Source organism: Nocardia sp. NPDC087230, from assembly GCF_044744725.1.
Classification (GTDB): domain Bacteria; phylum Actinomycetota; class Actinomycetes; order Mycobacteriales; family Mycobacteriaceae; genus Nocardia; species Nocardia canadensis.
In genome coordinates this window covers 1,309,162-1,331,903 of sequence record NZ_JBIUYV010000001.1, presented here as the reverse complement: position 1 = coordinate 1,331,903, position 22,742 = coordinate 1,309,162, and the positions used below count along the sequence as shown (strand labels likewise).

At 71.3% G+C, this 22,742-nt stretch carries 16 protein-coding genes; 10 read left to right on the top strand and 6 right to left on the bottom strand.

Going from position 1 to position 22,742, the window contains the following annotated elements:
* Window positions 1-8 precede the first annotated feature (8 nt).
* On the top strand, window positions 9-1,358 hold the full coding sequence (locus ACIO52_RS06320; RefSeq protein ID WP_374104927.1) for an ABC1 kinase family protein: 1,350 nt from the start codon (window positions 9-11) through the stop codon (window positions 1,356-1,358).
* A 178-nt stretch (window positions 1,359-1,536) separates the two neighbouring features.
* Here the strand turns inward: ACIO52_RS06320 and ACIO52_RS06315 are convergent, their stop codons facing one another.
* Both ACIO52_RS06315 and ACIO52_RS06310 read right to left on the bottom strand, forming a co-directional pair.
* The gene (locus ACIO52_RS06315; protein WP_374104928.1) at window positions 1,537-1,830 is read right to left on the bottom strand and encodes a WhiB family transcriptional regulator; all 294 of its coding nucleotides are present in this window, start codon (window positions 1,828-1,830) and stop codon (window positions 1,537-1,539) included.
* Window positions 1,831-2,403: 573 nt separating this feature from the next.
* Entirely contained in the window at window positions 2,404-4,560 is a 2,157-nt protein-coding gene (locus tag ACIO52_RS06310) for an ATP-dependent DNA helicase UvrD2 (RefSeq protein WP_218721970.1), read from the bottom strand.
* A 253-nt stretch (window positions 4,561-4,813) separates the two neighbouring features.
* Between ACIO52_RS06310 and ACIO52_RS06305 the strand changes: the two genes are divergently transcribed.
* Window positions 4,814-5,044 (top strand): mycoredoxin, encoded by a 231-nt coding sequence (locus ACIO52_RS06305; protein WP_218721981.1) that lies wholly within the window; start codon window positions 4,814-4,816, stop codon window positions 5,042-5,044.
* A gap of 14 nt (window positions 5,045-5,058) precedes the next feature.
* Here ACIO52_RS06305 and nudC read toward each other — a convergent pair whose 3' ends face one another.
* The 4 genes from nudC to ACIO52_RS06285 form a co-directional block, all read right to left on the bottom strand.
* Window positions 5,059-5,952, bottom strand: coding sequence for an NAD(+) diphosphatase (gene nudC / locus ACIO52_RS06300; protein WP_218721971.1), 894 nt, complete (start codon window positions 5,950-5,952; stop codon window positions 5,059-5,061).
* A gap of 33 nt (window positions 5,953-5,985) precedes the next feature.
* Window positions 5,986-7,041, bottom strand: coding sequence for a TrkA family potassium uptake protein (locus tag ACIO52_RS06295; RefSeq protein WP_218721972.1), 1,056 nt, complete (start codon window positions 7,039-7,041; stop codon window positions 5,986-5,988).
* A 79-nt stretch (window positions 7,042-7,120) separates the two neighbouring features.
* On the bottom strand, window positions 7,121-10,768 hold the full coding sequence (locus ACIO52_RS06290; protein ID WP_402642079.1) for an ATP-dependent helicase: 3,648 nt from the start codon (window positions 10,766-10,768) through the stop codon (window positions 7,121-7,123).
* A complete protein-coding gene (locus ACIO52_RS06285) occupies window positions 10,765-14,595 on the bottom strand; it encodes an ATP-dependent helicase (RefSeq protein WP_402642187.1) in 3,831 nt (1,276 codons plus the stop codon). The genes ACIO52_RS06290 and ACIO52_RS06285 overlap by 4 nt, the downstream gene beginning before the upstream one ends.
* A gap of 88 nt (window positions 14,596-14,683) precedes the next feature.
* On the opposite strand from ACIO52_RS06285, the gene ACIO52_RS06280 reads away from it, so the two are divergent.
* The 8 genes from ACIO52_RS06280 to ACIO52_RS06245 all read left to right on the top strand — a co-directional run bounded on the left by ACIO52_RS06280 (window position 14,684) and on the right by ACIO52_RS06245 (window position 22,577).
* On the top strand, window positions 14,684-15,475 hold the full coding sequence (locus ACIO52_RS06280) for an alpha/beta fold hydrolase (RefSeq protein WP_402642077.1): 792 nt from the start codon (window positions 14,684-14,686) through the stop codon (window positions 15,473-15,475).
* Window positions 15,476-15,480: 5 nt separating this feature from the next.
* The gene (locus tag ACIO52_RS06275; RefSeq protein ID WP_218721975.1) at window positions 15,481-15,771 is read left to right on the top strand and encodes an MGMT family protein; all 291 of its coding nucleotides are present in this window, start codon (window positions 15,481-15,483) and stop codon (window positions 15,769-15,771) included.
* Between the two features lie 1,406 nt (window positions 15,772-17,177).
* Window positions 17,178-18,920 (top strand): NTP transferase domain-containing protein, encoded by a 1,743-nt coding sequence (locus tag ACIO52_RS06270; RefSeq protein WP_402642075.1) that lies wholly within the window; start codon window positions 17,178-17,180, stop codon window positions 18,918-18,920.
* Between the two features lie 61 nt (window positions 18,921-18,981).
* Window positions 18,982-19,233, top strand: a complete 252-nt coding sequence (locus ACIO52_RS06265) for a hypothetical protein (RefSeq protein ID WP_402642072.1) — start codon at window positions 18,982-18,984, stop codon at window positions 19,231-19,233.
* 359 nt (window positions 19,234-19,592) lie between these two features.
* Window positions 19,593-20,120, top strand: coding sequence for a DUF3558 domain-containing protein (locus ACIO52_RS06260; RefSeq protein WP_316575840.1), 528 nt, complete (start codon window positions 19,593-19,595; stop codon window positions 20,118-20,120).
* A 9-nt stretch (window positions 20,121-20,129) separates the two neighbouring features.
* Window positions 20,130-20,507: a hypothetical protein gene (locus ACIO52_RS06255; RefSeq protein ID WP_218721978.1), complete on the top strand. Its 378-nt coding sequence runs from the start codon at window positions 20,130-20,132 to the stop codon at window positions 20,505-20,507.
* Window positions 20,507-21,835 (top strand): hypothetical protein, encoded by a 1,329-nt coding sequence (locus ACIO52_RS06250; protein ID WP_402642068.1) that lies wholly within the window; start codon window positions 20,507-20,509, stop codon window positions 21,833-21,835. Before ACIO52_RS06255 ends, ACIO52_RS06250 begins: the two co-directional genes overlap by 1 nt.
* Entirely contained in the window at window positions 21,822-22,577 is a 756-nt protein-coding gene (locus ACIO52_RS06245) for an ESX secretion-associated protein EspG (RefSeq protein WP_402642064.1), read from the top strand. The genes ACIO52_RS06250 and ACIO52_RS06245 overlap by 14 nt, the downstream gene beginning before the upstream one ends.
* Window positions 22,578-22,742 lie beyond the last annotated feature (165 nt).

Genomic DNA, 22,742 nt, shown 5'->3' with positions numbered 1-22,742 from the left:
CGGCCATGATGGGTAGCGTGTCCGAGATCGTGCGCCGCAGTTCCAGCCGCAATGCCAAGTTGGCCAAAATTCCGCTCGGCATCGCCGGACGAGCCGCCGTCGGCTTCGGCAAGAAGCTCGTGGGTGGTGACAAGCAGCAGATCAACGCCACGTTGAACCAGAAGGCCGCGGAGCAGCTGTTCACCGTGCTCGGCGAGCTCAAGGGCGGGGCGATGAAGTTCGGCCAGGCGCTGAGCGTGATGGAGGCCGCGGTCCCGGAGGAGTTCGGCGAGCACTATCGCGAGGCGCTCACCAAGCTGCAGGCCGCCGCACCGCCGATGCCTGCCGAGACGGTGCACCGGGTGCTGGACCAGCAGCTGGGCACCAAGTGGCGCGAGCGCTTCCAGTCCTTCGACGACACCCCCGCCGCTTCGGCCAGCATCGGCCAGGTACACCGGGCGGTGTGGTCGGACGGGCGCGCCGTCGCAGTGAAGGTGCAGTACCCCGGCGCCGACGAGGCGCTGCGCGCCGATCTGAAGACCTTGTCGCGAATGACCGGCCTGCTGTCCTCGGTCATCCCCGGCGCCGATGTGAAGCCGCTGCTGGCCGAGATCACCGAGCGCACCGAGGAGGAGCTCGACTACCGCATCGAGGCCGCCAACCAGCGCCGTTTCGCCGCCGCCTTCGAGGGCCACCCGCAGATCGTGGTGCCGCGGGTGGTGGCAGGCGCCCCGAAGGTGATCGTCACCGAATGGCTCGACGGCACCCCCGTCTCCGCGCTCATCGCCGCGGGCGCGGCCGACCCGGAAGGCACACGGGCGCAGCGCAACCGGATCGCCGAGCTGATGGGCACCTTCCATTTCTCCTCCCCGGAGCGAGTGGGCCTGCTGCACGGCGACCCGCACCCGGGCAACTTCCTGGTGCTCACCGACGGCAGGCTGGCCGTGCTCGATTTCGGCGCCTGCGCGCCGATGCCGGACGGCTTCCCCGAGATCCTGGGGCGGATGCTCGCCCTGGCCGTCGCGGAGGACCACGCCGCGCTCACCGAACTGCTCTACGAGCACGGCTGGGTGATCCCGGGCCGCACGGTCACCCACGAGGAGATCGAGGCGTACCTTCGCCCGTTCAGCGACCCGATCCGCACCGACACCTTCCACTTCACCCGTTCCTGGATGCAGCGGGTCGCGGGCAAGGCCTCGGAGTTCACCAGCCCGGAGATGAAGACCGCGCGTGCCCTGCAGCTTCCGGCCGAATACCTGACGATCTTCCGGGTGCTCGGCGGTTCGGTCGGCATCCTGGCCCAGCTCGACGCGGAACTCGGGTTCATGAACCTGGTTCGCACCTGGGTCCCGGGTTTCCGCGCCGAACGCGCCTCCTAGTCCGTCACGCGGGGCCGGCGTCACCCACCGGTGGTGGGCGCACTCCCCGGACACCACCACCCTGGTCGTCGCTGTCGCCGACGACCGCACGGTCACACGTACCGGCCGCCGATGACAAACGAACCGCTCACCAGGACTCGGTGAGCGGTTCGTTTGCGGTACAGGCCTTTTCCGGGGTTCATGCCGGGATCGCGACCTTGCGCGGACGGCCACGCGGGCGCTTGCGGGCGATCACGACACCCTGGTCGAAGATCTCGCCACCCCAGACACCCCACGGCTCGGCGCGGTCGATGGCCGCGGTCAGGCAGCCCTTACGGATCGGGCAGGACGCGCACAGTTGCTTGGCCTGCTCGAGGTCGTTCGGGCTCTCGGCGAACCACAGATCAGGGTTTCCGGCCCGGCAGGGCAGGGACGCCACGTTTCGGCATGTCACGTCAGCAGTGGCCGTCGGCCATTCCTGGGCGGTGAACACGTCGTTCTCCTTCAGCTCGTTTGCAGCGGTTGTTCGTTCGGTGTGCGAACCCGGTGCCAACGGCTGAAGAGCCGAATGAAAAAGGCCACGGATTTCGCTTCTCGCGATCCGTGGCCAGGAGGTCTGGGAGGAGTTCCCTACCTAGTTCGACATTTCTGCCGAGACCTGATCACGGTCGCTGGGTGGACACGGAGGCGGATTGCGCCGGCGAACTCGGGTGCGTATCCGAATTCAACGGCCGGAGCTGCCGGTGCCTCGAAGGCCGCCGGCTGCCAACCCACGCTGGGCTTGTCCTGGAGACGAATCGGGGTGTGCTGATGGACGACAGTCATCGGCACAGCTTTGGTATCGACGCCGGACAGACCGGTCCCCTGCAGAGCGAGGACCCCCCGGGAGGCCGACACCATGGATGCGTTCACCAGGACGCGATTGCCCATCGCGTCGAACGTGGTGTTGCTGTTCATCTGACTGCCTCCCTCCTGAACTCGTGTGCTGATAGAAACTCGCGCCGAGATCACTCTCGGTGCGTGTTCTCCACCATAGGCAATGATCGAGAACCGAACAACCTATTTTCTACCTGCGGTTTTGTGTCGTGGCCCGCATTCGGGACGCGACGATGGCGAGCACATCCGCGCCGTACTGCTCGATCTTCTTCGCGCCGATGCCGGCGATCGCGGCCAGCGCCGCGTCGTCGGCGGGCAGTTGCTCGGCGATCGCGGTGAGCGTCGTGTCGGTGAAGACCACGAAGTCGCGCACCCGCAGGACCTCGGCCTTCTCGGCCCGCCACTCCTTGAGCGCGTCCAAGAGCTGGGGGTCGAGTTCGGCCGGGCAGCGGCGACAGCGGCCCAGCATGGTGGCGTAGGTGCCGATCAGCGGTTTCGCGCAGACCCGGCACAGCGGGCGCTTGCCGTCGGCGTCCTTCGGGCCGGTCGCGGTGGCGGCGATGCGGGAGGCGGGCGAGTCGTCGGGAACAAGGCCGTTGAGGAACCGCGAGCGCCTGCGCACCCGCCTGCCGCCCTCGGTGCGGGCCAGCGCCCAGGACACGGCGAGGTGTTCGCGCGCCCGGGTGACGCCGACGTAGAGCAGCCTGCGTTCCTCTTCGAGCGCCGCCTGATCGGACGGACTGCCGTCGTCGCCGAGGACGTGCTGGATCGGCAGGGTGCCGTCGGCGACGCCGACCAGGAACACGGCGTCCCACTCCAGGCCCTTGGCCGCGTGCAGTGAGGCCAGAGTGACGCCGTCGACGGTCGGCGGATGCTTCGCCTCGGCCCTGGTCGCGAGCTCGCGCAGCAGTCCGGTGAGGTCGATCTCCTCGTCGTGGCCGACCAGTTCCTCGGTGAGCTGCACCAGCGCCAGCAACGAGGACCAACGTTCCTTGGCCTGCGCGCCCGCCGGTTCCTCGGCGGTGAGCCCGACCGGGGCGAGCACGGCGCGGACCAGTGTGATCAGCTCGGCGCCGCTGCGCGACTCGTCGGGCAGGTCGTCGCGCGCGTCGGCCTGTCGCAGCGCCTGCACCGCCTGGCGCACCTCCTGGCGCTGGAAGAAACCCTCGCCGCCGCGCACCTGGAACGGGATGTCGCGCGCGCTCAGTGCCTGCTCGAACGGTTCGGACTGGGCGTTGATCCGGTAGAGCACGGCGATCTCGGCGGCCGGGGTGCCCGCCGCGATCAGCTTCTTGATCCGGCCCGCGACGGCCGCCGCCTCGGCGGGCACGTCGGGATATTCGGCGAACTCGGGTTCGGGACCGTCGGGCCGCTGGCCGATCAGGGCCAGCCTGGTCCCGGCGATGCGCCCGCGCGCGGCGCCGATCACCCGGTTGGCCAGCGATACCACCTGCGGGGTGGAGCGGTAGTCGCGTTCGAGCCGGATGACGGTGGCGTCGGGGAAGCGACGGGAGAAGTCGAGCAGGTAGTTCGGGGTGGCGCCGGTGAAGGAGTAGATGGTCTGGTTGGCGTCGCCGACGACGGTGAGGTCGTCGCGTTCGCCGAGCCAGGCGTCGAGCACCCGCTGCTGTAGCGGGGTGACGTCCTGGTATTCGTCGACCACGAAACTGCGGTAGCGGCCGCGGAATTCGTCGGCGACGGCCGGGTAGTCCTCGAGCGCGGCGGCGGTGTGCAGCAGCAGATCGTCGAAGTCCAGCAGCAGACCGTCGGCGGAGGTCTTCATCGATTCGTAGCCCGCGTAGACCTGGGCCACCCTGGTGACCTCGACCGGCGCGTCCCGATGGTGCCTGGCCGCGGCGGCGGGGTAGTCCTCCGGCGCGATCAGCGAGGCCTTGGCCCATTCGATCTCGCTGAGCAGGTCGCGGATCAGTTCGGTCGAGGTTCCCAGGCCGGCGCGGTGCGCGGCCTGCGACACCACCGGGAACTTGCTGTCGAGCAGGCGCCACGGCACGTCACCGACGACCTGCGGCCAGAAGTACCGCAACTGCCGCAGCGCGGCGGCGTGGAAGGTGCGGGCCTGGACCTGTCCGGCGTCGCCGCCGAGCCCCATCGAGCGCAGCCGGTTGCGCATCTCCCCCGCCGCCCTGGCGGTGAAGGTCACCGCCAGCACCTGGTCGGCCTTCACGTGCCCGCCCGCGATCAGATGCGCGATGCGGTGGGTGATCGTCCTGGTCTTGCCGGTCCCCGCGCCGGCTAGCACGCACACCGGGCCTCGTGGCGCCCGCACCGCGGCGGCCTGTTCCGGGTCGAGGGCGGTGAGATCGAGTGCTGGCACGGGCACCATCATGACAGCGCCCGCCGACAACCGGGCCCGACGGCCGCCGACCTGCGCCTACGGCGTGCCGTCGCGCAACGTGCGCTGGGCACCGGCGAAGCCGCCGACGCCCGCCCGGCGGCCCGAAAAGGCTCCGGTCGCAGTTCTCCACGGCCACGAGCGCCCGGTTGGCCAGCGCGACGCCGGCCCGCGGTGGCACCAGCGGAACACCACGCCCACCTCAGACGTTGCACATCCCGTGACTGAAGCAACCACTGATCTGACGATGTACTCGACCACCTGGTGCGGCTACTGCCGTCGCCTCAAGACCCAGCTCGACGAGGCGGGCATCACCTACACCGTGATCGACATCGAGGACGACCCCGCTTCGGCCGAATTCGTCGGCAGCGTGAACAACGGCAACCACGTCGTCCCGACCATCAAGTACCGGGACGGCTCGACGGCGACCAACCCGTCACTGTCGCAGGTCAAGCAGGCCCTGGCCGCCCTGGCCTGAGCGCCGCGCGCCGGCTACTCGGCCCAGGATTCGATGATCGTGCGAGCGATCGAGATGGAACCGGGCACCAGTAGCCGCGCGCCCTGCTCGCGCGCCGCGGTCCAATCTCCGGCCCGCAGCGCCGCGCGGACCTCGTCGCGGGTGAACCAGTGCGCCTCGGCGATCTCGCCGTCGGAGAACACCAGCTCCTGCTCCGGATCGCCGACCGCGGCGAAGCCGACCATCAGCGAGCGCGGGAAGGGCCACGGCTGACTGCCGAGGTAGGTGACCTCGCGCACGTCGACGCCCACTTCCTCGCGGATCTCCCGCTCGACGCAGTGCTCGAGCGATTCGCCCGCCTCCACGAATCCGGCCAGCAGCGAGAACATGGTCGCGGGCCAGGCGTGCTGGCGGGCCAGCAGCACCCGGTCGGCGCCGTCGTGCACCAGGCAGATGATGGCGGGGTCGATCCGGGGGAATTCCTCCTCGCCGGTGGCGGTCAGCCGGGACCAGCCCGCCCGCGCCGAGGTCGTCGAGGTGCCGTCGCCACCGTGGTAGCCCGCCCGGTCGTGCCAGTTGAGCAGCGCGTAGGCGGTGGCGAGCAGGTCGGCGGTGAAGTCGTCCACAGCGCCGAGGGCCCGCAGGTCCTTGAGCGTCCCGTCGAGCTCGGGCTCGCGCACGGCCCACAGGTGACTGTCCTCGGCGACACCGAGGAACACCGCGCCTGCGCCTGGCTCGTCGGCGATCGTGATCGCCGCGTCCAGGACGACGCCCGCGCTCTCCACCCGCACCCGTCCCCGCGCGTCGACGCGCAGGACCTTGGCCTTGCCCCACCCCTCCCGCAGCGCGTCGGGGTCGAGCCGGACGTGCTCGGCTCGATCGATCGTGGAACGCGACAGCAGCGGAACGTCTTTCAACCGGAACGACACACGTCCGAGCCTAGCCGGTCGCGCGGTCCCGGATCACTTGCCGGTGTGCCGGATGTAGAGCAGCTTGTCGCTCGCCTCGAGCGCGTCGACCTCGGGCTCGCCCACCCGGATCAGGTTCCCGTCCCGCACCACGCCGAGCACGATGTCACTGAGATGGCGCGGCGAGCCACCGACCTCGGCCGGTTCGACCTCGCGTTCGGCCACGGCGAAGCCCTGCTCGGGCGTGAGCAGATCCTCCATCATCTCCACGACGGTGGGCGTGGTGGTGGCGATGCCGAGCAACCGGCCCGCGGTCTCCGAGGACACCACGACCGAGTCCGCGCCGGACTGGCGCACCAGGTGGGTGTTCTCCGCCTCACGGATGGCGACCACGATCTTGGCGGTCTTGTTCAGTTCCCGGGCGGTGAGCGTCACCAGCGTCGCGGTGTCGTCCCGGTTGGTGGCGACGATGACCGAGGCGGCCCGCTGGACGCCGGTCAGCCGCAGCACATCGGATTTGGTCGCCGAGCCGTGCACGGTGACCAGTCCCGCGCTCGCCGCCGCTTCCAGCGCCACCGCGTCGGTGTCGACGACCACGATGTCGGCCTGCTGCACCCCGTCGGCGAGCATGGCGTCGATCGCGGTGCGTCCCTTGGTGCCGTAGCCGACGACGACGGTGTGATTGCGCACGGTGTGCCTCCATCGCTGAATCTTGAACGCCTGCCGGGACCGTTCGGTGAGCACGCTGAGGGTGGTGCCGACCAGCACGATCAGGAACAGGACGCGCAGTGGCGTGATGACGATCGTGTTGATCAGTCGCGCCGAGGGAGTGATCGGGGCGATGTCGCCGTACCCGGTCGTCGAGAGCGAGACGGTCGCGTAGTACATCGCGTCCAGGAACGACAGTTCGTCGCCGGAGTTGTCACGGTAGCCGTCCCGGCCGATGTACACCACGGTCGCCGCGGCGAACAGCAGCGCGATCGCGAACAGGACGCGGCGGGTGAGCGACACCCACGGACTGGTCTGCACGGCGGGAATCCGCAAGAGACCGACCAGCGCGTAGTCCGGGCTGCTGCTGAGCCCGATCGGGCCACGTTTGTCGCCTAGCATCGCCCCCTCCTTTCGCTCGGCCCGTCACCGCTGGGCTCCGGCACAACCCGGGAGCCTACTGCGTGCGGGCGTCTCGGGCTCATTCGACATCAGGGACCGGCGCCGCGTCGCGGATGAGCTGTTCCAGTTCGCGCGGACCGGCCAGGTCGGTGGGCGCGATGGTGCGCCCGGACCGGACGTAATGGAATGCCGCGCCGACCCGTTCGAGCATCGTCGCCTCGTCGGCACCGGTGCGCGCGGCCATCAGCCGCGCCCAGGCGAGCCGGTAGACGGCCAGCTGCACCGCGACGGCGGCTTCGTCGGCGGGGCCGGGCTCGGCGCCGGTCTTCCAGTCGACCACCACCCAGCGGCCGCCGGGTTCGGCGAACACCGCGTCCATCCGCCCCCGGATGACGGTGCCGGCGATGCTGGTCTCGAACGGCACCTCGACATCGATCGGATTGCGGTGCGCCCACGGTGAGCGACGGAACGCGGCCTGCATGGCGGCGAGTTCGCGGTCGGCCCGGCCCAGTTCGGTGCCGCTGTCGGCGGCACCCGGCAGTTCGTCGAGACCCAGCAGCTGTTCGGTGCCGAACCAGGACTGCACCCAGGCGTGGAACGCGGTGCCGCGCCTGGCCATCGGGTTCGGCGGATACGGCAGGGGGCGGCGCAGCCGGGCCGCCAGGCGGGTCGGGTCGGCGCGCAGTTCCACCAGCGCGGTCGCGGGCAGCTGGCCGGGCAGCTCCACCTGCTGGTCGGCGAGTTCGGCCGCGGTGAACTCGGCGAGCAGCGCGTCGACGTCGGTGGCCCAGCCCTCCGGATCGTCCTCGTCGTCGGTCGGCTCGGGATCGGCCGGGCGGGAACGCAACCGCTCGAGTGCCGCGCGCACCAGCTCCGCGCCCTGTTCGATCGGATCGCGCCGGCCGCCGAGCGGATCGCGCGGCCAGGGGGCGGTGGGCGGGTTGTCGGCGAACGGGTTGACGGCGTCGGGCGCGGGCGGGTCGTCCCAGCGGGCGATGGTGGCGACACCGAAGGCGGCGCTGCCGGGGTCCTCGTTCGCCTGCTTCAGTTCGAGCAGGAAGTCCGACGGACCCTTCTGCGCGGTACCGGTCTCGGGCCAGTAGTAGGCCGAAACCAGCAGGACCCGTTCGGTTCTGGTGAGGGCCACATAGAACAGCCGACGTTCCTCGTCGAGGCGGCGGCTCTTGAGCGCGTCCTTGTGGTCGGCGATGGCGCGTTCGAGTTCGGCGCGGTCCCCGACCCGGCTCAGGTCCAGCACCGGCACGCCCTCGGACGCGTCGGGCTGGGCGCGGTCGCCGCGCAGGGTGGTAGGCAGTTCGGTGAGCGCGCCGAGCCAGGTGCTCAGCGCGGTCGTCGAGGGGAACACCGACGCGCTCACGTGCGGCACCGCGACGACCTCCCATTCCAGCCCCTTGGCCGCGTGCACGGTGAGCACCTGCACCCGATCACGGGCGACCTCCACTTCGCCCGGTTCCAAGCCGTTCTCGACCGATTCCGCCGCGGTGAAGAAGGCGAGCAGACCGCTGAGCGAGGCGCGCGAGTCGGCCGCGTAGCCGGCCACCACCTCGGCGAACGCGTCGAGGTGCTCACGGCCCGCGCCACCGCCCGCGATGGCCCGTCTGGCCTGGGTCTCCACGCCGACGCCGATGGTGCGCTCGACATCGGCGACGAGCTCGACCAGTGGCTGCCCGCTGCGTTCGCGCAGGGCGCTCAGTTCCGCACCGAGCGCGACGATGCGGGCGAACCCCGCCTCCGAATACTGATCGGGCGCACCGGGATCGGCGATGGCGTCGGCCAGGCCCGCTTGTTCGGTGGGTTCCGGCGCCACTTCCCGCAACGCGCTCGCCAGTCCGGCGGCGTCGGTGATGGCGGCGGACGCGTCGCCGGACAGGCTGCCGATCGACAGCATCCGCGCCCGCCGGGCCAGGGCGGCGAGATCGGCGACGCCGAGCCGCCAGCGGGCGCCGGTGAGGATGCGCACGGCGGCGCTGCCGGTGCCGGGTTCGGCGATCAGCCGCAGGGTGGCGACGATGTCGGCGACCTCCGGTGTCGCGAGCAGCCCACCGAGACCGACGATTTCGACCGGAAGTCCTTGCTCGCGCAGCGCCTCGGCCAGCGGCGCGGCGTCGGCGTTGCGCCGGATCAGCACCGCCGAGGTCGGTGGCGGCTGGTCGGCCGCCCTGGCGTTCGCCCATTCGTGGGCGATCCGTTCGGCGATCCAGTCCCGTTCCTGGGCAACGGTTTCGGTGAGCGCCAGTTCGACGACACCGGGCTGCGCCTCGGGTTTGGCCCGCAGCGCGTCGACGGTCGCCCCGCCCGCGGCCTTGGCCCGCAGGCGCAGCGGATCGGCGACCAGGTTCGCCAGGGCGAGGGCTTGCGGCGGGTTTCGCCAGCTGGTCAGCAGCGGCAGGATCGGCGCGGGGGCACCGGAAGCTTCGGGGAAGTCGGTCGCGAAACGGGGCAGGTTGGCCGCCGACGCGCCACGCCAGCCGTAGATCGACTGCATCGGGTCACCGACCGCGGTGACGGCGAGAGACCTATCGGTTCCGCTCGACGCGTGGCCGCCCGCCGACCCGCTCTCCGGCCGACCACCCTCGCGGCTCGCCGATACAGCCGCAGCCCCGGTGACACCGAAATCACCCGCCGCCGCGAGCGAGTGATCCGCGGGGTCGACGGGTCCGGTGCCGAGGAGATCGGGCTCTCCCGCACCGAGATGATCCGGGCCCCAGAGCGTCTCGGGTCCCGGTGCCGGGGCTGTCGACGAACCACCGCGAACCCGCACCGGACGCGGCCGATCCTGGCGCACCGCGTCGGCATCGCCGAACAGCGCCGACAGCAGAACCCGCTGGGCGTGCCCGGTGTCCTGGTATTCGTCGAGCAGCACCAGCTTGAACCGGGCGCGTTCGGCGGCCGCCACCTCTGGATGGTCGACGGCCAGCTGCGCGGCCAGCGACATCTGGGAGCCGAAATCGAGGGCGCCACGGCGGTTCAGCGCCTCGGCGAGCTGACGGACCAAGGGCAGCAGCGCGACCCGCTCCCGCTGCGCGTCGACCACGGCGGTCAGCGTCTTGCTCGGCCCGCCGCGCTGCCGCGGCCCGGCGGGCAGGGTGTACACCAGTTTCTCCAGCTCGGCGTGTGCCTCGGCGAGCTGCTCCGGTTCCACCAGGTGCTCGGCGAGCTGGCCGGACAGCGCCAGCACCGCCTCGGTCACCGAGACCGGGGTGCGGTCGGTGTCGAGGTCGCCGTCCCAGGACCGCACCACCTCGTGCGCGAGCTGCCACAACTGGGTCTGGGTGAGCAGCGCGGCCGACGGCTCGACGGGCAGCAGCAGGCCGTGCGCGGTGAGCAGCCTGCCCGCGTACGAGTGATAGGTGCTGATCTCCGGTTCGGCGCCGGAGATCAGCGTGCGCAGCGCGCCGGTCGGGTCGATCTCACGCACCAGCGGCGCGCCGGCCAGGCGGGCCAGGCGGGTGCGGATACGCGAGGTCAGCTGCTGGGCGGCCTTGCGGGTGAAGGTGAGGCCGAGCACCTCGTCCGGGGCGACGAGCTGGTTGGCCACCATCCACACCACGCGCGCGGCCATGGTCTCGGTCTTGCCCGCGCCCGCCCCCGCCACGACCAGTGTCGGGCCCGGCGGCGCGGCGATGACCGCCGCTTGCTCGGCGGTCGGTGGCGGCAGCCCGAGCGCGTCGGCCAACCGCTGCGGGGTGACGCGCACGCCGCTCACTCGTCGGTCACCTGCCGTCCGGTGTCCTGCACCGGGCAACTGCCCGCGACCGGACAGTGCCTGCACCCGTCGTTGCGCACGGCCAGGTAGCCGGGCCCACGCGTGGCGGCCGCCGCGTCGTGGATCGTCTCGCGCCAGGTGTCGAGCCCCTCGGCGTCCAGCGCGGTCTGCGCGCGTTCGGTGGCACCGGTCTTGTGATGTGGCTTGGCGACATAGACCAGCCTGGCCCCACCGGGATCGGCGGGCGCGGCCGATTCCGCCTCGTCGAGCGCGCCGTGCGCGGCGGCGACCTGGTAGGTCGCCAGCTGGGCGTGCTCGGCGACGGCCTTCGCGCTGACCGGTGTCTTGCCGGTCTTCACATCGACGATCACGAAGCGCCCCTGCGCGTCCCGCTCCAGACGGTCGATCCGGCCACGGATCCGCACCGCGCGTTCGTCGTCCGACCGCGCGGGCAGCACGCAGTCCACGGGCACCTCGACACCCGCCTGGGTGAGCTCGCCGCGGGTGGTCCTGACCCAGGACAGGAAGGTCTCCAGCATCGCCTCGGTGCGGCGCAGCTCCTGCCGGGAGTGCCAGCCGGTGGCCGGGTCGACCGACTTCCACGCCTGGTCCAGCGCCGCGCGGACCTGTGCCTCCGGCACGTCACCGGCCAGCGCCTGCACCAGGGTATGCACGAGATTGCCCTTGACGGCGTGCGGATTGTCGCCGTCGGTGCCGCCGTGGCGTTCCAGCGCCCAGCGCAGCGGGCAGGTGCGCAGCAGTTCGACCGTCGACGGGGACAGGCCGATCGGGGAATCGTCGTCGTCCCACAGTCCCTTGTCCGAGCTGAGCTCGGCGGTGCCGTACCAGTCGCCGGGATCGGTACCGGGGACACCGGCGTCGGCGAGCCGGGCCAGCTGGTGGGCGGCCCGGTCCCGCCGGTCCGGGGCGGTGGTGGGATCGCAGACCACGCCGCGCAGTTCGGCGACCAGGGCGTGCATCACCAGCGCGCGACCGGGATCGGCGACGGGCAGCGCGCCGGGTTCGCCGGTGTCGTCGTCGCCGAGCAGTTCGGTGAGGAAGCGCGAGGGCACCAGATCCTGGTCGCCCGCCGCGGATTCGACGGCGGTGACCAGCAGCGATCGCCGGGCCCGGCTGCACGCGACGAGCAGCAGCCTGCGTTCCTCGGCCAGGATCGGCGCGGCCCGGCTCGTGGTCGCCCCGAGGTCGACACCGGCGACCAGGTCGACGAGATCCTCGGTGTGCAGCAGCGTTCCCCTGGCGCGCGGGTTGGGCCAGATCCCCTCCTGCACCGCGGCCACCGCCACCACATCCCACTCCCGGCCCGCCGCCGCGTGCGCGCTGAGCAGCGACACGGCCTCACCCTCGGCGGTCAGCGGCCTGCCCTGCTGGGGAATCTGCTGGTGCAGCAAGTATTCGACGAAACCGTCGATGCTCGCCTTGGGCAGCCGGTCGACGTAACCCGCCGCGGCGTCGAACAATTCGACGGCGGCGTCGAGGTCGCGGTCGGCCTGCATGCCCGCCGCGCCGCCGCGCCGGGACTGGCGGAACCAGCGCCGTTCCAGGCGGGAACTGGTCCACAGTGTCCACAGCACGTCCTCGACGCCCTGGCCTCTGGCCTGGGTCTCCCTCGCCTTGCGCACCGCCCGCAGCACCCGCTGCAGCGGCGCGGCCTCCACTTCGGTGAGTCCGTCGAGCAGCCGCTCCTCGCCGATGCCGACGATCAGGTCGCGCAGGACCTCCGCCGAGGACTGGTCGATGAGCGGCACCGCCGGGGGTTCGGGTTCGGGCCGGGGCGGGCCGACGACGGGCGGCGGTGCGGCGGGCGGGTTTTCGGCGTCGAGCAGGTCGATGTCGTCGGGCAGGCGTTCGGCGATGTCCCAGTCCGGTTCGGGTTCCGGGCGCAGCGGATCGTCCGGGTCGGCCTGCGGCGGCAGCCATTCGCCGTCGATCGGATCCGGTTCCGGTTCGGGCGCTTCCGGTGGGGGCGGCGGTGTTTCGCCCCAGAGCAGGAATTGGTCGGCGTCGGCGTAGGGGTCGGCGGCGGCCAGCGCACCGGTGCGCTCCAGGTCCAGGACCGTGCGGCGGATACCGCGGCGCAGCCGCCGCAGGGCGATCTGATCGGCGCCGCCGAGCGGGCCGGACAGCAGATCCATGGCGTCCTCGGGCGAGAACATGCCATCGATCGCGCGCCGCGAACCAGGTCGTGACGAGTCACCGGCCAGCAGCACACGCAGCGCCAGCACCATCCACGCCGCACCGCGCCTGCGGGCGAGCGGTTCGGCCAAGGCCGGTCGGCGCACCGGAACACCCGCGGCCAGCAGTGCGCGCCGCAGCGGTGCGAGCGAGAGCGGGACCGAGCGCACGATCACCGCCATGGCGGACCACGGGATGCCGTCGGTCAGATGCGCCCGGCGCAGGTGATCGGCGATCAGCGCCGCCTCCTTGGCCGCGGTCGACAACACCCGGACCCGCACGCTCGACTCGACCTCGTGGTCGGGCACCTCGTCGGCCCGGCCCGGTGCCGCCGTCGAACCACCGCCGAAGTTGCCGGACCGATCCGGTCCCGCGTCGTCGGTGTCGCTGGACGTCGATGGCCGGGACTCACCGCGGCGCCTGGACTCGGCGTGGCCCCTCGTGTCGAACAACTCCGGCATCGGCCGATGACCAGCCGAATCCCCTTCGGTACCACCGTGCTCGGTGGATTCCGGCGGAGCGGCCTGCCCGGGTAGCACGCGGTGACGCGCACTTCCCGGCAGTCGCGCCGCGATCCGCGCGGTGGCCAGGCGGATGGGTTCGCCGCTGCGGTGGTTGTGCCGCAAGATGATTCGCCGCTGCGGCACCGTGTCGATATCGATCAGGAAGCGGGAGTCCGCCCCGCGGAAGGTGAACACGCTCTGGTCCGGGTCACCAGTGACGACCGTGCTCGCGCTGCCGCTGCCGATGGCGCGCACCAGGGTCGCGGCCTGCGGGTCGAGGTGCTGGGCGTCGTCGACGAGCAGGTAGCGGATCCGATCGCGTTCGGCGGCGAGCAGATTCCGGTCACCGGCCAGCGCGTCGAGGGCCGCGCCGACGAGTTCGGCGGCGTCGAGGGCGGGCGCTGTCGCCTCCGGGGCCGCGACACCGACCGACCAGCGCAGCATCGACGCCTGTTCGTAGCGCTGGAAGAACCGCCCCGCCGCCACCCAGGCGTCGTTGTCGTGTTCCCGGCCCAGCGCCATCAGATCCTCGGGGCCGAGCCCGCGTTCGGTGGCCCGCAGCATCAGGTCGCGCAGTTGTTCGGCGAATCCGCCCAGCGCGAGCGCGGGGTGCAGCCGGGGCGGCCACAGTCCGCGCGCGCCCGCCTCGATGTCGGCGAGGTCGCCGCGCAGCATCTCGCGCAGCACGGCGTCCTGTTCGGCGCCGGTGAGCAGTCTCGGCGGCGGGTTGCCGTGCAGCTCGGCGTGGCGGCGCAGGACCGAGAACGCGTAGGAGTGCAGTGTGCGCACCATCGGTTCCCGGCTCGCGCCCGGGATGCCGCCCGCGTGCGGTCCGAGCTGGACGGTGATCGCGTCGCGCAGCGCGGCGGCGGCCTGCTTGGTGTGGGTGAGGACCAGCACCGACGAGGGGTCCGCACCGTCGGTGATCCGCGCGGTCACCAGGTCGACCAACAGCGCGGTCTTGCCGGTACCAGGGCCGCCGAGGACCTGCCAGGGCAGCCAGCCGGGGCGCGACGGCGCGGGCTGGGCCTGCTCGGCGAACAGCGCGCGAACAGCGGCGCCCCAGGCTCGCGGCCGGGGCGCCCGCGTCGTCCGGCGCACGAGTCGCACCGAGCTATCCGATCGCACCACGTCGGCTATTGCAACAGACCAGTACGACACGCCAGCACTCCCCTGCCGGGGGGACACGCTGCGCGATGGTGCGCGACCGGCCAGAATGGCTGTCGTGTCCTCGCTTCATGTGTACCGTTTCGGTCCCGCCGACGGCCCTGCCGTCCTCGCCCTGCACGGTCTCACCGGCCACGGCAACCGCTGGGAAACCCTGGCCACCGAGCACCTGCGCCAGGCCCGGGTCATCGCTCCCGACCTGCGCGGACACGGCCGCTCGACCTCGCTGCCACCGTGGGACTTCGAGACGATCGTCGACGATCTGGCGGCCCTCGTGCGGGTGGAGACCGACGGTCCGGTGGTCGTCGTCGGCCACTCCTTCGGCGGCGCGATCGGCATCCACCTGGCCCGTCGTCATCGCGACCTGGTGCGGTCGCTGATCCTGCTCGACCCCGCGATCGGCATCGATCCGAAGCTCATCGAACAGGTCGCCCTCGCCAACCTCGCCTCCCCCGACTACACCGACCTCGCCGAGGCCAGGTCCGACAAGCAGCACAGCGCGTGGAGCCCCGACGAGGTCGACCCGGCGCTGCTCGAACGCGAGCTGGCCGAGCATCTGGTGCCCACCGAGGGCGGCCGGGTGGGCTGGCGCGTCTTCCAGCCCGCGATCACCTCGTACTGGGGTCAGCTCGCGCGTCCGTTCGTGCTGCCGCCCGCCGACCTGACCACCGTGCTGGTCCGCGCGGCCAAGGTGCAGCCGCCCTATGTCACCGCCGAGTTCCTGGCCGCGCTGTCCGCTCACCTCGGCGACCGGCTCACCGTCGAGGTGTGGGAGTGCGATCACATGATCGCCCAGGCCCGCCCCGCCGAGGCGGCCGCGCTGATCGCCGCGGCACTGTAGCGGCGATGGCGGCGACGACGGAGGAGCAGGTCGAACGAGTCCGCGCACTGGTCGCGGCCATCCCGCCCGGCCGGGTGTCGACCTACGGCGATATCGCCCAGGGTGCGGGTCTGTCCTCGGCGCGCACCGTCGGCTGGATCATGCGCACCGACTCCGCCGACCTCCCCTGGCACCGGGTGATCGGCGCGTCCGGCCGCCCCGCCGCCCACCTCGCCGCCCGGCAGTTGCGTCTGCTCGCCGAAGAAGGGGTGCCGATCGTCGACGGTCGCGTCGACCTCCGCACAGCCCGGCTCTGAGCGTTACCCGGCCGTCGGTTCGCGCTCGATCACGCAATGCCCGCCGGTCGTGCTCGATCCGCGACCGATCCGACCCGCCCCGAAGCGATGGCCGTCGGCCGGGCGGCGACTCAGTGCTCGTCCGGAAAGGACTGCTGCACAGTCGGATCCGAGGGCGCTACCGGTCTAGCCGGAGGTGTGACCGGGGAGGAGCGGCGAGCCGGGTCCTCCGCGTAGGTATCCGCCGAGGGCGAGTGCACCGGGGGCCGGTCCCCCGGCCGCACCGGCGGCGGCGTCAACGGCGCACCGACATCGGAGCGCCGCACGGGCCCCGCTGTTTTGGTCGGCGCCGAGTGCCGTTCGTCTACAGCAGGTTTCGATGCATTCGGCGCACTGGTTCGCGCGTCCGGGGCGCTGGGTCTCGTGTCCGGGGCGCCGGGCCTCAGGTCAGGACCGCCGGGCCTCGTTTCCGGGGCGCCGGGCCTCAGGTCAGGACCGCCAGGCCTCAGGCCCGAGGCGCCGGGCCCCGTGTCAGGACCGCCGGGCCTCAGGTCAGGATTGCTGGGCCGCACCGCAGTGCCGTTGGGCCGCACGGCAGGACCGTTGGGCCGCGAATCGAGACCACCGGGCGGCGCGCTCAGCTCACCAGGTCGCGCCGCCGCTCCGCTGGGCGCGTCCTGCGGTCGCCGTGCTCCCGCATCTGGGCGCTTCGGCGTCCGCTCCGGGTGGGGCCCACTCCCCGATGCCGCGGCCCCACCCCGCCAGTTCCCGGGCGTCTGCGCCCCACCGAACTGCTCACGCCCGGGCGTCTGCACCCCACCGGACTGTTGAGGTGCGAGTGGATGCGCCCCACCCGACGGTTGAGGCACGGGCGGCTGCACCATGCCCGACTGTTGAGGCGCGGGCGGATGCACCCCACCCGACTGTTGATATCCGGGCGGCTGCGCCATGCCGGGCTGCTGGATCGCGGGCGACTGCGCTCGGCCGGGCTGCTCGTACGCCGCCGCCGGAGTGTGCGAAGGACTCGCTCCCGCCTGTGCGCTCCCCGGCGGATACGCCGACAATCGCCCCGCACCGACACCACGTTTCGTCGGCGACCGCGAGGACTTGATCCACCAGAACACCAGCGCACCGAGGATCGCGAACACCACCGACCACACGAGGTAGACGACCAGGATTCCCATATCGCGTTCGACGAGTCCGACCACCACCCCGAGCGCGCCGAACAACCCGCCGAGTGTGACGACCACGAACAGGAATCCGCGGATCACGTCGCCGAGCATCGTCGGCTGACCCGGTCCACCTGCACCGGACATCCCCACCCCCTTGCCGGACCGCGACGCGACGCCGCCGTCGGGCGCTCGAGCATCGACGTCACGCCCCGCTAGCATGACTTTCGTGCCGATTACCCTACGCCGGATCAGTCGATGACCGCCGCCGATGCGATCGTGCTCGCGGGCGGACGCGCGAGCCGGATGGGCGGGGTGGACAAACCCGCGATCGTGATCGGCGGCCGATCGATGCTCGACGCCGCGCTGGCCGCGGTGGCCGACTGCGGCCGGATCGTGCTGGTCGGTCCACATCGGCCCGCGCTGGATCCCGGGGTGCAGCAGGTCAGGGAGGTCCCACCGGGTTCCGGCCCGGTCGCGGCGATCGGCACCGGGTTCAGCGCGCTCGGCCCCGACCCGGCGCCGTGGATCGTGGTCCTCGCCGCGGACATGCCGTTCCTCACTCCCGACACCGTGCGCGAATTACTGCGCCGCGCAGCCGAATCGACCACCGACGCGGTCTTCGCGATCGACGCCTCCGGCCGACCCCAATACCTCGTCGGGGTCTGGCGTCGCACCGCCCTGGCCGCGGCACTGGCCGGGCTGGACGCGCTGGAGAACCAGCCGATGAAGGCGATCGTCCCCACCGAGACCACCCTGATCGAACTGCCCGGCACCGGCGACTGTGACACCGAGGAGGAGGTCCGCCGCGCCCGCGAGACGATCGCCGACCGCGCCGCCACCCGCCTCGACCTCACCGCGGCCAGGGCCCGCATCGCCGCCGAGCTGACCCCGCTGGTCGCCTACGAGGCCGAGCTGGGCGAAGTGAGCGGCGCCGCCCTCGCCGCCCCGATCGTCGCCGCCGGCGCGCTGCCCCGCTTCGACGTCTCCGCGATGGACGGCTACGCCGTGTGTGGCGACGGGCCTTGGCAGTTGCGCCGCGATATCGGTTTCGCGGGCGGCGCCCGCCCGGTCGGCCTGCTGCCCGGCGAAGCGGTGCGCATCGCCACCGGCGCGCACGTCCCCGACGGCACCACCTCCGTCCTGCGTGACGAGTTCGCCGACGTCACCGGCGACGAGCTCACCCGCCGCCCCGACACCCCGATCCGCGGCGATATCCGCACCCGCGGCGAGGACCAGATGGTCGGCGATCTCCTCGCTCCCGCAGGCACGCGCGTCACCGCCGCCCTGCGCTCGGCGGCCGCCTCCGTGGAGGTCACCGCGGGCCTGGTCCGTGGTCCCGTCCGGGCCCGCATCGTCATGACCGGCGACGAGATCCGCAGCAGCGGCCCGCTGCAAGCCGGTCAGACCCGCGACTCGATCGGCCCCGTCCTGCCCGACCTGCTCGCCGGCCTCGGCGTCACCGTGCTCGACCGCGTCCACCTGCGCGACACCGACCACGGCTTCGACGACATGCTCACCGCCACCGCCGGTTTCGATCTCCTGGTGGTGGTCGGCGCCACCGGCGGCGGCGCCGCCGACCAGCTCCGCTCCGCCATCGCCCGCGCCGAGGCTCGTGTCGTCGTCCCGCGACTGGCCATGCGCCCCGGCGGCTCCACCATCGTCGCCGAACTCCCTACCGGCCCCACGGTTCTCGGCCTCCCCGGCAATCCCTTCGCCGCGATCGCCGTCCTGCTCGCCCTGACCCCCGCCATCGTCGCCGCCCGCACCGCCGCACCCCCACCCCGCCCGGCCTACGGCCCCCTCCACAACGCCGCCGAAACAGCGGGCCCCGTCCAGCGCATCACCCCCGCCCGCTACACCCCCGAAGGCGGCTGGACCGCCGACACCTCCGTCCGCACCGCCCATTTGGCCGGCCTCATCGACCGCGACGGCCTCGTCATCGTCCCGCCGGATGCCCCCGACGGCACCATCGTCGAATTCCTCCCACTGCCCCATTGAGCGGGCGAGCGGTCATCATCACCGGACGTCGCCACCGCCGACCCGCTGTCACCTGACGACCTTGCGGGACAAGCGGATAGTCGCGGCCGACCTCCCGCTGTCGACCGCCACCGACACCAAGAACAAGCGCTACCGAATCACCGACTCCTACCTGCGTTTCTGGCCGGCCTTCCTGGAACGCGGCATTCCCCTCGTCGAACGCGGCCGTGGCGACCTCGCCCTAGCGGTCCTGGACGTCATGGCGCGGCCGAGCGGTCGAACCCCTCGTCCGCGCATCCCTGCTCCGCCTGCTGCCCAACCAGGACTGGCCTGACACCTAGGAGATCGGCGGCTGGTGGAACCGCGCCAAGCACACCGCCCGCGACACCGCGCCCGAGCCGTGTGCGGAGGTTCGGCGCGCATTGGCCGATGTACTCGGCGCGATCCAAGCCCGAGACGACTATGACGCTGGGCAAGACACCGGTCTCGGGGGGAACTGATGACCGACACAGCACTTAGCGCAGCTCTCGACCATCGTCGCGGGCGAAACCCCGCCGAACCAGGTCGGTTGAGCTGGGACGACGGTCCGGTAGAGTCGTCGCGATAGTCGGCGCCGGGGATCCGGCGGGGAGAATCGAACCATTCGGGGGAATCATGCACAGGTGGCGAAAGGCTGTCCCAGCTGTCGCGATCGTGGTCGGAGCGCTGGTCAGCGGGTGCGATGAGGCCGAGCCGGTCCAGACGGCACCGCCCGCCACTACCGCAGCAGCGGCTACGACGAGTGTCGATCCGAGTGCCGGGCTCTGGGACCCCTGCACCCTGCCCGATTCAGCACTGTCCGCCGCCGGGCTGAACACCGCCACCAAGGAAAAAGATGTCGCGGGAGTGGCGTTCGAGGGGTGGAAGGTCTGCGCCTGGCAGGATTCGGCGAAGACGTACTCGTTCACCATCTACGCGAGTAGCCACACTTTGGACGAGGTCCGCTCACGTGCCGACCGGACCGATTTCGTCACCGTCCGAGTCGGCCCGTACGAAGGTCTCCAATATCGCCCGTCAGGATCTGCGCATGACGCCGGGTGCTTCATCAGCCTGCCGATCGGCAGCCAGATGGTCGACTTCAGCGTCCTGAACCGACATAGTGCGCGCGCTGTCGCCAAGGAAGCCTGCCAGGAGACACGACGGCTCGCCGATGCCCTGGTTCAGAACGTTCCTGCACACTGAGGCGGACCGATGCTGTCGAACATCGACCCGGCCGAATGGACGAAGCTGGACGCGCAGGCTGCCGCGGGCCAATTGTCCATCGATCCAGCAGTCGGCACGAACCTCGCACGGGTGTGCGACGACCATCTCGATGCGCTGGAGACAGTGCTGACGCGACTCCTGCAGATCGAACAGATCACCGGATTCGGCTCGTTCAACTCCAGCAAGATCCTCGAAAACAAGTTCTCGCAGACGGCAGCAGGCGGTGACCGGTCGCTCCGCGACACCATCACGCAGCACATCGAGGCCGTCACAACCGCCAAAGAAGTTGTCCTCAAGGCGATCGCCAACTTCCAAGCCCAAGACGACGACAACGCTGGGCAATACACCGGTCTCGGGGGGAACTGATGACCTATGAGGAGTACAAAGCGCGGGTGATCGCCGCGCAGGAGCAATGGAACCAGGAGCGCAGCGTCATCTATCTGACGCAGAACCTGGCGAACTTCTCCCAGATCTTCGCGGGCGAGACCCAGCCGAACCATCTCGTCGGAACGGTGGACAGCTACGACCACATGCAGCTGCCGGAGATTCTGAGCGCGGTGTCCGCGATGAAACCGGCTGTGGTGCACAGCGCTTCGGAGGTGTGGAGCAAGATCGGCGCCGATCTGTCGACGACCATCGTCGCGTTCAACAAGGCGTTCGAGGCGACGACGAACGGGCCGAACGGATGGGTCGGCGAAGCGGCGACGGCAGCGGTCACGGCGGTGAAGAACTACGCCGCGCAGTCGGCCACGCTGCCCGCCGCCGCGACGGCGGTCAGCCTCAAACTCGCCGAGATGAAGACGGGTCTGGAGCAGACGCAGGCGCTGATGCCGGGGCTCACCGAGCGTCCGACCGTCGCGGGCAAGACCCTGCCTGCCGACGGCGAGATGAAGCTGGACCAGTTCGAGGGAGACGAGGCGCTACAGGAAGCGCGTCGCATCCTGCGCACCGTGTACAGCCAGGTCGCGGTGCAATCCGATACCGGTGTCCCGTTCATGCCGACCGCGCCGAAGGTCGTCGGCGGCGACGGCGGCGACCCGTCGATTCCGGGCGGCGGCGGCAGCGACCAGGGCACGCAGTCCGGTGGCACCACCGGGGATACGGCGGGCACGGACGGGCAGACCACGGCGGGGACCGAGGACGGGCAGGCGTCGGAGAACACCGGGACCGAGGGCACGACCACCACCGACGACGGCGGCACGGCCGACGACTCGACCACGTCGTCGTCGACCGACGACACCACGGCGGCCTCGACCACGTCGCCGACGACGACCTCGCCCACGACCACCACCCCGTCGGGATCGCCGACGGGCACGAATCCGTCCACACCGGGGACCACCACACCGATCGGCACGACTCCCGGCGGCGGCCGGGGTGGGAGCAGTGGGTCGACCGGCGGGCGCGGCGGGGCGACCGCGCCGGGCGCTGGCCGATCCGTCACCGCCGCCCCGGTGGGCGCGACCACCGCTGCCGCCGCCGGGCGCGCGGCGGCGGGCGCCGCGGGCCGCGCGGGTATGCCGGGGATGGGCGGCATGGGCGCGGGCGCGGGACGTGGTGGGCAGAACGACGACGAAACCCACACCGTCCCCGACTATCTCGTCAATCAGGAGAACGGGGAGATCCTCACCGGGCTCGGCGACATCAGGACGGTGCCGCCGGTGATCGGAGCGGACAACGACAGTGCCCAGCAGTAGCTTCACCGGGCAGGAGTTTGAGATCCTGTGGGCCGCCTACGGCCGGGACCGACTGCCGTATCCGCTGCGATTCCGTACGCGCATCAGCGATTTCGACGAGTTGAAACGCGACCGGGAGCTGGCCGTGCGCTCGCTGCTCGACAAGTACGACCCGATGGTCGAGCGCGCCATCCATACCCTGCTGCATCCCGATGCCCGGCTGGAGTCGAAAGGATATGCGGGACAGGATAGTCCGCAGATCATTCGATTCCACGGCGCGATCCGGGGTGCGTCGGGCGCCACGCTGACCCAGGAGCCGGACAGCGGCGACGACACCGGCGGCGACGTGGTCCTCACCTGGTGCGGTATCGACGAGGTCGCCGAGACCGCGGTGGCGGCCCTGCCGGAACGCGGGCCGGGCAGGCTCGCGCCGATCGAGATCCCGCGCGCGCGGATCGCCGACGAGGACGAGCATTTCGAGTACCGCAGGGGCGCGGTCAGCGCGGCGGATCAGATCTCCCGGGTGTTCCGGCGGCCACGTTCGGGACACGGCGAGATCGCCGCCTACGCCGGGGGCGCGGTGGACGCTCGCCCGTCGACACCGGAGCGCACGTTCTGGTGGATGGACTTCCCGGACGGGCGCTACTACGCCAGGACGGGCGATCCGATCATCGCCGAGCCGTTGGACCGCACCCGGATGATCGCGGGAATTCGCCAGATGCTGCTGCGCGCGCAACGTCGTTACCGTGCCGAAGAAAATTGACCGGAAAACCGCCGTCCAGGCGGCGAATTGCCACGATTAATGCGTCGGCAAATAATGTTCGAGAATTCTCCCGAACAATCGACACGCCGGGAATTCCCCTGGTCGGACCATCATTTTGCGCACACCTCTACCGAAGTGCATTTGCGCTGGCTATCGTTGGCGCGT

Coding starts and splice junctions, on each gene's coding strand:
- ACIO52_RS06275 (WP_218721975.1), top strand. CDS start 15,481: ATGGCGGCGACGACGGAGGAGCAGGTCGAACGAGTCCGCGCACTGGTC.
- ACIO52_RS06270 (WP_402642075.1), top strand. CDS start 17,178: ATGACCGCCGCCGATGCGATCGTGCTCGCGGGCGGACGCGCGAGCCGG.
- ACIO52_RS06295 (WP_218721972.1), bottom strand. CDS start 7,041: ATGCTAGGCGACAAACGTGGCCCGATCGGGCTCAGCAGCAGCCCGGAC.
- ACIO52_RS06280 (WP_402642077.1), top strand. CDS start 14,684: ATGGCTGTCGTGTCCTCGCTTCATGTGTACCGTTTCGGTCCCGCCGAC.
- ACIO52_RS06320 (WP_374104927.1), top strand. CDS start 9: ATGGGTAGCGTGTCCGAGATCGTGCGCCGCAGTTCCAGCCGCAATGCC.
- ACIO52_RS06305 (WP_218721981.1), top strand. CDS start 4,814: ATGTACTCGACCACCTGGTGCGGCTACTGCCGTCGCCTCAAGACCCAG.
- ACIO52_RS06255 (WP_218721978.1), top strand. CDS start 20,130: ATGCTGTCGAACATCGACCCGGCCGAATGGACGAAGCTGGACGCGCAG.
- ACIO52_RS06250 (WP_402642068.1), top strand. CDS start 20,507: ATGACCTATGAGGAGTACAAAGCGCGGGTGATCGCCGCGCAGGAGCAA.
- ACIO52_RS06310 (WP_218721970.1), bottom strand. CDS start 4,560: ATGATGGTGCCCGTGCCAGCACTCGATCTCACCGCCCTCGACCCGGAA.